The organism is Mesorhizobium sp. M7A.F.Ca.US.006.04.2.1, assembly GCF_004022915.1.
Taxonomy (GTDB): domain Bacteria; phylum Pseudomonadota; class Alphaproteobacteria; order Rhizobiales; family Rhizobiaceae; genus Mesorhizobium; species Mesorhizobium ciceri.
The window spans coordinates 1-971 of record NZ_RZQA01001372.1 but is presented as its reverse complement, the minus strand read 5'-3'; the positions used below and the strand labels follow the sequence as shown (position 1 = coordinate 971).

Annotated in this window: 2 protein-coding genes; one reads left to right on the top strand and one right to left on the bottom strand. The window is 63.9% G+C overall.

What is annotated here, in order from left to right; translation table 11 throughout:
* Positions 1 to 615, bottom strand: a 615-nt coding sequence (locus EN925_RS37380) for an MFS transporter (protein WP_128337439.1), incomplete at its 3' end; no start/stop codon positions are given.
* 151 nt (positions 616 to 766) lie between these two features.
* Between EN925_RS37380 and EN925_RS37375 the strand changes: the two genes are divergently transcribed.
* Positions 767 to 971, top strand: a 205-nt coding sequence (locus EN925_RS37375) for a TMEM175 family protein (protein ID WP_128337438.1), incomplete at its 3' end; no start/stop codon positions are given.

Genomic DNA, 971 nt, shown 5'->3' with positions numbered 1-971 from the left:
GGCCAGCAGAAGCCAGATCGAAATCAAGCCCAGCGGCAGGTTGATGGCGAAGATCGCCCGCCAGATGCCGTCACCGAAGGCCGACAGCACGAAGCCGCCGAACACCGGGCCAAGTGCCGTGGTCAGCGCCGAAGCCGCCGCCCAGATGCCGATAGCACGGCCGCGTTCTTTCTTCGGGTAGGCCTTGGCGATGATGGCGAGGCTGCCAGGCACCATGATTGCCGCACCGATGCCCTGCAACGCGCGAAATGCGATCAGCACAATTGCATTCGGCGCCAGCGCACAGGCAAGCGAAGCGAGGATGAACAGCGCGATGCCGGCCACGAAGGCGCGGCGCAGACCGAATCGGTCGCCGGCAGCGCCCCCGGCCAGGATCAGCGCCGAGAGCGTCAACGCATAGGCATTGGAAATCCACTGCGCCTCGGCAAGGCTTGCGCCGAGATTGACGCGGATCGCTGGTGTAGCGATGGCCAGGATGGAGCCGTCTATGAAGCCAAGCGCCGAGGCCAGAATTGCCGCGACCAGCACAAATCGTCGCCGCGACTGCGGACAAAACGTTCCATTCGTGACCGGATTGGTCAGCGGGACGGCGGCGGCTTCACTTGGTGAATGCATGAAACCTTGCTTAAACCCCTGGCGCACCGGCAACAACCAGCCAGTGGCTTGCTGTCGCTGAAACCAGCCGTTTGGCCAGGGTCGCACCCTGTCAGGTGCAAATGGCGGCAACCATGCTAGGTTTCCGGAAGGTGCCGAGGGGGAAACATCGATGAAGCGGCCACTTGAAGCATCGGCTGAGGGACGCGGCCGTATCGTCGGGATCACCGACGGCGTATTCGCCATCGCGCTCACCCTGATCGTTCTCGAAATCAGGGTGCCGGCGCACGAGGCGATCCATTCCGAACGCGAGCTGCTCGCCGCGATCGCCGACCTGGCGCCGCGTTTCCTGACCTACGCCTTGAGCTTCCTGACGC